A 7733-nucleotide genomic window follows, 5' to 3' on the forward strand; every position below is an offset into this window, starting at 1 on the left:
TAATAAGTCTTACACTTATAAAAACAAATTTAGGAGTTAAATTGCTATGCTCTAAGAGATTTTTTCTGTGAACAATTGTAATTTTGTAATGCTACTTAGGCATTTTTTTCTTTTTTACTTTCACTTCTACATCATATCCACATCGATAAGCTAAATCCAACAGAGTAAGAATAGTTGGATTATGGTCTCCGCTCTGCAATCTCGAAAGATTTGATGCTTTAAGGTCGACTTCTTTTGCAAAATCTTCTAAGGAAAGTCCTGTCACTGTTTGTAGCTTAGTCATTTGTAATGCAACTCGCTGCTTCATTATTTCCTTTTCTAAATCATACTCAAACGTCGGATATTCTGATGAAAGCTTGCAAAGTTTTGAAGTTAGGTACGTCTCCATCGTCCATCTCCTCCTTAACATTTTTCGAAAGATTTATTAACAATCCCTGTTTTCCTTTATACCATCGTCCCCATTTTTGAATCATTTCTTCTGTTAATCCGTCTTCTTGCAGTATTTTTAATATGGCTGCATACTTTACTTTTTCTTCGTATGAATACTCATCTAGCTGATCTACCATATCTTTTTCGATTTTAAACTTGCGCTTCATCTCTCCCACCTCCACACCTTAAAATTATCATATATGATAATTATCACATATGATAATTTTGCTTTTTTATAGTATTATTTTGCTCAAATAAATATCCACCGGCTTAGCCAGTGGATATTTATTGGTCTAATTAAAAAGAGACAGGCGAAATCGCCTGCCTCAAAATAGTGATTATTAAGCTTTTCCTGTTGAACCGAAGATGTCCATTGTTTCTTTTGTAATCTTAACGATTGCATCGAAACCAGGTTTGATAATTTTACGTGGGTCATAAACACCAGCGTCTGCATTTAATTTAGCACGAACGGCTGCTGTCCATTGTTGTTGTAATTCAGTGTTAACGTTGATTTTAGCATGTCCACGTTCGATTGCTTTTTTAATTTGGTATTCTGGGATACCTGATCCACCGTGTAATACTAATGGAGCACCTGTAGCTTCTGAGATAGCTAACATTTCATCGAAACCTAATACTGGTTCACCTGAGTAAGTTCCGTGAACTGAACCTAACGCTGCTGCTAAAGCATCGATGTGAGCTTCTTTAACCATACGTACACATTCGTTTAAGTCAGCGTAGTTGATTCCTCCAGTTACGCCATCTTCAGTACCACCTACAGTACCTACTTCAGCTTCAACTGAAACTCCTTTTGGATGTGCATATTCTACAACTTCTTTAGTTAATGCGATGTTTTCATCGATTGGGAAGTGAGAGTGGTCAAACATTACTGAGCTGAATCCAGCGTCAATGTATTGTTTACATACTTCTACTGAAGAACCGTGGTCTAAGTGTAATGCTACTGGAACAGTGATGTTCATTGCATCTAATAATGCATTTACCATAGCTGAAACTACTGTAGGACCACCCATGTATTTACCAGCGCCTTCAGATACACCTAAGATAATTGGTGAGTTAGCTTCTTGCGCTGCAGTTAAAACGGCTTGTGTCCATTCTAAGTTGTTGATATTGAATTGACCAACAGCGTATTTACCTTCTTTAGCTTTTTGTAACATTTCAGTCATGCTTACTAAACGACTCATGTTTTAGTTCCTCCTTGATGCTTACAGCATTTATTTTTAACGGTTTTATTATAGCGTATTTCCTTTCATTTTTCCACCTTTTGTTGTTTTGTTACAGTTACTTAAGGATTAGTACGTTTTGGTTGCGCTATCTTTTTTCGAAATAATTTATACAAGACAAAGCCACCAACTGCTATCCCAACAATCGTAATAGAAGACTCTCTCCATGGAATAACTACTCCGTTCGGCCTTGCATTACCATTTTCTGAACCTATATGACGTTCCCTAGCAAACTCACGCACTACTTCCTTAGCCTCATTAAGCGGATAGAACTTATCTAGAGAAAGCTCACCCTTTGCATTTGAGACACCTTCCTCTACTAATGGAAATTCATGAAACATCACTTGATAAGTTCCATCCACTTTTATAAGCACCACCGGAACTTGTAACTCTTTAGAAACGGCAAAAATAATCCTTTCTACATTTAAGTATTCTTTTTCAATCACTTCCTGAGCCACTTTTATAATTGAATGCGCATTCTTCTCATAAGTGCTCACATAAGCAACCGTCCATTTTCCTTGTGACTGAATCAGTTTTTCTCCTTCTTCTTTTGTCAAATATCCCTGCTTTACTTTGTTTTTTATTTCTAATGAATTTGTCGGACCTCCAATATAAAGATGAGCCTCTTTCTCTAACGTAGGATTCTTTATCGGCACCACCCATTTATAGTTACTATTGATTATGATATGTTCAATCTCTTCACTATCTAGATTATTTTCCTCGTTAAACAGCGGCACGTCATAATACATCTTGACTGCATGATCAAAGTCGACCGCCTCTATACGTTCGTCCCCATCGCGAGACATATTGAGAATTTCTTCTTCTAGATGAAGGATTTCATCCTTAGACTGAATCGAGGTTACCGTTTCACCATACACATTAGCGAATCTAAACTGCAATAGTAATAAACTTATCAAAATTGGAAAACAACAGAAGACTCTTAGCAGACACCTATTTGACTTATCCATCACCATACACCCTTCCTGTAATGATTCCCTACAACAAAACTATCAACTACTGCTTTCAACTAAATTATATATCTACCAGCCGAGTAATTCTAGAGGGCATTGTGATTAAATTATTTATTTCCGTATATTCTAAAATTACTATTTAAATAGGAATTAATTCGGGGTATAATACAGTTACAACAGGTATTGGAGAGGGATTTATGAGAGGCAATTCACAGAATGACAAAATCAAACGAATGGAATTTTACGGAATTTGTATCTTATCTGTATTTACGATTACGACAGGATTTCTTACGCGCCCTTCCTCACAAGAAAGGTTAGAGACTGTTCAAGCATCGAAGGCATCATCTGAACAAAATCAAGAGGCTAACGCTACACCAAATAACCCTCAGTCTCCACCAACGAATAAGCAAGTCGCTCGCATCACTGCAAGTGGAGATATGCTCTATCATGATATTGTTTATGGCAGCGCGTTTGACGGGAATTCATACGATTTCAAAAATGACTATAAACAAATTACGCCACTCGTATCTAACGCAGACCTTGCGATTGGGGATTTCGAAGGGACCATTAATCCAAACGAACCTCTTGCTGGATATCCACTTTTTAACGCTCCTGAAGAAGTCATTCAGAGCATCAAAGACGCCGGATACGATGTCCTCGACTTAGCGCATAATCATATTCTCGATACAGGCATCGAAGGTTTGAAATACACCGCCAACGCCTTTCGTAAAAACGGTCTTGATATCTTCGGGGTAAAAGTCGACCCGTCAGAAGGAATTCTTGTAAAAGAAGTCAACGGCATTAAAGTCGCCATCCTTGGATTCGCGTATGGTTTCAACGGAATTGAAGCTACCCTCACCGATGAAGAATACAACAATCACCTATACGATTTAAATATGAAAAGAGTGAAGCAACTCATTCAACGCGCTGAAGAAATTGCCGACTTTACGATTGTGTTGCCACAAATGGGAGAAGAATATCACCTTCATCCAACACAAGGACAAATCGATACGTATCATCAAATGATCGAATGGGGTGCGGACGTGATTTTTGGCGGTCATCCACACGTTATTGAACCAACCGAAACCATCACTAAAGACGGTGAAAAGAAATTCATCATCTACTCGATGGGGAATCTCCTCTCCAACCAACGCGTTGAAACCTTGGAAAATATCTGGACCGAGCGTGGTGTGATTATGGATATCACGATTGAAAAAGAAAACGGAAAAACAACCCTCACAAGCGTTAAGGCTCATCCAACATGGGTTTCACGAACTGAAATCGGCCGCAGCTTTATGGAAGGACCTGCTTACGACTATCAAGTCTTTCTCGCTGAAAACTATATGCCAGGAGGACCTCTGGAGCATACTGTAGACAAAGAAACGCTTGAGAGAATTCAATCCGCTTATACCGAAGTAAACGAACTTTTAAACATTAAATTCTAAATACGCAAAAAGGCGCCTCCTACCTTCTAGGAAGCGCCTTTCACGATTTCATATTAAGCTACACGTTCTGAAACGTATTTAATAATTTTATTTGGAGTATCGATTTCTTCATAAGTAACTTCTGTTGGAGCCACTTCGATACCGAACTCTTCTAAGCGAACAAGCAGTTCAACGAAAGCTAATGAGTCCATTAACCCTTCCTCTTTTAAGTTGATGTCTTTATCTTCGTATACTACTTCATCCTCACAAATTTCTTCTAGAATTTCTAAAATTCTTTCTTCCATATTTTTCTCCTACTTTCTTATATCAATTTACGGGCCCACTCAGACATTTTCCCTGAAAAAATCAAGAACCCAAACATCACTAAGTGCATCGTTATTATCCAGCTAATCACTTTATACCAGGTCTTATTCTTATTTTTCTTATAAAACTTCGATTTTTTCTGATACCACTCGAATGCTGCCATTAAGATTCCATGATAGAATCCATAAGCAATATAGTTCAATGTAATTCCATGCCAGAATCCCATAAAAGTCATGTTAATCATATAGGCAACCATAGCTGTCGTCAAGCGTTTTTTAAAGATTTTTTTTCGCATAAATCTCATAACAATACGAGAGAATACGAAATCCCTCAACCATGTAGATAGCGTAATGTGCCAACGATTCCAGAAATCTTTAATATCCACACTAATAAATGGAACGTTAAAGTTCATTGGTGTTTCAATTCCAAGAATATTACTTGCTCCTACTGCCATCAGACTATACCCTGCAAAATCAAAGAATAAATATGCGGTGTATAAATACATATAAATAACGAAGAAAGAAAAGTCTTTATATCGAATGGATGTCATTTGTTGAAACACCATTCCAGAAATTACAAGCTTATAAAATAGTCCAAGAACCAATCTAAAAAGACCTGTTCCCGCTAATTCTAAATACTCATCCTTTGTTCGTTGCTTTTTCCAATCTTCTAAGAATCTGCGACTGCGATCAATCGGCCCTGAACTTAGCGCAGGGAAAAATAATAGAAAGTGCACATAATCTAGTGGTCCCATTGGCTTTTCGATTAACCCATCATAAATTTCAATAATGATTTGGATTAACTTAAAAGTCATGTAGGAAATACCTAAAAAGCCAAGCCCCGAGATCTTAAATACAGCGAGAACTTTAACTAAAACAAGTGGTAGTCCTGCAAGAAAAATCATAAGAATCATTGTTTTCTTATGCTCTTTAAACTTCACACTCAGATGCATCAGTATATAACCTGCTAAAACATAACCTATGATAGAGCCAAGATGCATAGGATTTTCTGCGAAAACGAAATAAACCATCAACGTAGAAAATACTAACGATAGATAGTAAGTAGATTTTTGAAAGACATTCATTATGAACGCTATTATAAGAATGAATCCCAGTGTCATAAAGAAGGATAGGCCTTCAAAATAATGCATCGACTACACAAGCTCCTTTAATTGTTTTTTATCAATCTTCCCGTTATTGTTTAACGGCATTTCATCTAAGAAAACGACTTTCTTAGGAATCATATATTCCGGCACATGTTGTGCTAATTCTTTTTTGACTAATTTAACCGTTTCAAAACGTTTTTCAATCGGTTCGTTATAGACTACAAACGACGTAATAGACTTCACTTTACCATCTGCAAAAGAAGGCACGGTAGCCGCTTGACGAATTTTTGGATTTTTCAATAGATTATTATCAATATCTTCTAATTCAATTCGATGTCCATGCAATTTGATTTGGAAATCAATCCGTCCTTCGCAGAATAATAACTCTCCTTCGAAATGCCCCACATCTCCTGTTCGATAAGCACGCTCACCATCCACCTCAAAGAAATGCTTCTGATTCATTTCAGGATTTTCGTAGTATCCTTTCGCAACTGTATTGCCGTAGATAATAATCTCTCCGCTATTTTCCCCATCAATCAAAACTGTCGTTCCTGGTTTAACAACTCCTACTGGCAAGTTATCAGGATAACGTTCCACTAATTCTTTTGTAAGTGGCATCCATGTGACCATTACAGTAGATTCTGTCGGTCCATAAGTATTTACGACTTCTGCTTTCGGGAATCGTTCCATTAATTTTTCTACTGTAGAACTGAATAATTTTTCTCCACAGAAAACGAATTGTTCCAGTTCAGGGAGCAAGTCTCCATTAAAACTTGGATCCGCCAAACACATTTCTGCAAAAGATGGCGTCGAAATCCAAACAGTCGCTTTTGATTCTTCTAAAGTTTTGAACAATACTTTAAAATCTTGTAAATGCTCTTTATCGATCTGAATCAGCGGAATGTGCATATACAATGCTGGCCATAAAGACATCACTGACAAATCAAAAGAAAATGGTGGATGCCCTAAGAAGACTTGAGGTCCTTTTCCATCATAATAAGCTGTATACCAATCTAAGAAGTGGTTTAAGTTTGCATATGTAATAGAGACACCTTTAGGCTTCCCTGTACTTCCGGAAGTGAAAATAATATAAAAAATATCTTCATCCTTCACATAATGTTCCTTAGAAACACGTTCTTTAGTTTTGGTAATGATTTTTTTAGCCTCATCTACTGTCATTATTGGCGTATCTAGTTCAATTGCCTCACTCACCAAAACGATTGGGCTCTTTACTGTTGCAGCAATATCTCTTACGCGATCGATTGGAGTGTTGACATCCACAGGGCAGAACGCTCTTCCGCTTTTAACACAAGCTAAGAAGTACACAAGCATAAATGGATGCTTATGACCATAAACCACAATCGGAGATTTATCCTCTTTATAAGTTTCATTTAAATAAAACGCCAACTTATCAGAGTACTCCCATACTTGTTTAGCGGTCAGTTCTTCTTCTGGCATTAAGTCGTGCTTATAAATCACTTTATCGAGTTGTGTATTTTTTTCTAATTGTTCTAATAAACGTGCCATCTTTTTCTCCCTTGAACACCTTTTCAAATTCTCTTTCTGAAAAACAATTGCCCTTGTTTTCATTACAAAAAGGATTATAGCATACTGGTATATACTTTCATATGAAATTTGGGTAAAAATTTTAGATTTTTAATTTTTCTTAACACCTTACCTGACAGTATTTTAAAGCGTTTCTTTTATTCTCAAAAAACAAGCTCTTAGACACATTGAATCGAAGGCATCTAAGAGCTTGTATGAATGATTAAATTCAGTTAAATGAAAAATCTATTTTTCTTCTTTAGCTTTTTTGAACCCAAAGACTGTTCCAAATCCAGCTAAAATCGCAACTACTGCAGCCACTAAAGTATTATTTGATGTTGTACCTGTATTTGGTAATGTTTCTGCTTGCTCAGATTTTACTTGAGCCCCTGGAACTTTTGCTTCTTTAGCGTCAGAGGCAGAAGTTACTTGTCCATTTTGTGCATTAATCGCACCATTAGCATCAGAGTTTTGTGCATTCCCTGCATTTGTTTGTGTCGTTACAGCTGATGTAGCTACTGTTGTTACAGCTTGTGTTGTTGATGCTTGCGTTGTCGCAACTGTTGTAACCTCAGTCGTTGGTGCTTGTGTTGTCGCAACTGTTGTAGCCTGAGTCGTTGGTGCTTGTGTTGTTGCAACTGTTGTAGCTTCTGTCGTTGGTGCTTGTGTTGTCGCAACTGTTGTAGCTTCTGTCGTT

At 37.1% G+C, this 7733-nt stretch carries 9 protein-coding genes; 1 reads left to right on the forward strand and 8 read right to left on the reverse strand.

Annotated features, from left to right (window positions below; genetic code table 11):
• Positions 1–91: 91 nt before the first annotated feature.
• The 4 genes from ADH99_RS07215 to ADH99_RS07230 all read right to left on the reverse strand — a co-directional run bounded on the left by ADH99_RS07215 (position 92) and on the right by ADH99_RS07230 (position 2635).
• Positions 92–388: a helix-turn-helix domain-containing protein gene (locus ADH99_RS07215; protein WP_244266383.1), complete on the reverse strand. Its 297-nt coding sequence runs from the start codon at positions 386–388 to the stop codon at positions 92–94.
• Entirely contained in the window at positions 330–596 is a 267-nt protein-coding gene (locus tag ADH99_RS07220) for a hypothetical protein (protein ID WP_039849228.1), read from the reverse strand. The genes ADH99_RS07215 and ADH99_RS07220 overlap by 59 nt, the downstream gene beginning before the upstream one ends.
• A gap of 174 nt (positions 597–770) precedes the next feature.
• Entirely contained in the window at positions 771–1628 is an 858-nt protein-coding gene (gene fba, locus ADH99_RS07225) for a class II fructose-1,6-bisphosphate aldolase (RefSeq protein ID WP_048782841.1), read from the reverse strand.
• A gap of 101 nt (positions 1629–1729) precedes the next feature.
• Positions 1730–2635 (reverse strand): hypothetical protein, encoded by a 906-nt coding sequence (locus ADH99_RS07230; RefSeq protein ID WP_152904695.1) that lies wholly within the window; start codon positions 2633–2635, stop codon positions 1730–1732.
• A 200-nt stretch (positions 2636–2835) separates the two neighbouring features.
• Here ADH99_RS07230 and ADH99_RS07235 point away from each other — a divergent pair, with 200 nt between their 5' ends.
• On the forward strand, positions 2836–4083 hold the full coding sequence (locus tag ADH99_RS07235) for a CapA family protein (RefSeq protein ID WP_049555353.1): 1248 nt from the start codon (positions 2836–2838) through the stop codon (positions 4081–4083).
• Positions 4084–4136: 53 nt separating this feature from the next.
• On the opposite strand, the gene dltC is transcribed toward ADH99_RS07235, so the two are convergent.
• The 4 genes from dltC to ADH99_RS07255 form a co-directional block, all read right to left on the reverse strand.
• On the reverse strand, positions 4137–4367 hold the full coding sequence (dltC, locus tag ADH99_RS07240) for a D-alanine--poly(phosphoribitol) ligase subunit DltC (protein WP_005607505.1): 231 nt from the start codon (positions 4365–4367) through the stop codon (positions 4137–4139).
• 17 nt (positions 4368–4384) lie between these two features.
• Positions 4385–5536 carry a D-alanyl-lipoteichoic acid biosynthesis protein DltB gene (gene dltB / locus ADH99_RS07245; RefSeq protein WP_049555354.1) on the reverse strand — a complete coding sequence of 384 codons (1152 nt, stop codon included), beginning with the start codon at positions 5534–5536 and terminating at the stop codon, positions 4385–4387.
• A gap of 3 nt (positions 5537–5539) precedes the next feature.
• Positions 5540–7018, reverse strand: coding sequence for a D-alanine--poly(phosphoribitol) ligase subunit DltA (dltA, locus tag ADH99_RS07250; protein ID WP_049555355.1), 1479 nt, complete (start codon positions 7016–7018; stop codon positions 5540–5542).
• Positions 7019–7282: 264 nt separating this feature from the next.
• Positions 7283–7733: LPXTG cell wall anchor domain-containing protein (locus tag ADH99_RS07255; RefSeq protein WP_049555932.1), on the reverse strand; the 451-nt coding region annotated here is incomplete at its 5' end.

It is taken from the genome of Granulicatella sp. 572.rep1_STHE (genome assembly GCF_001073445.1).
Lineage (GTDB): Bacteria > Bacillota > Bacilli > Lactobacillales > Aerococcaceae > Granulicatella > Granulicatella adiacens.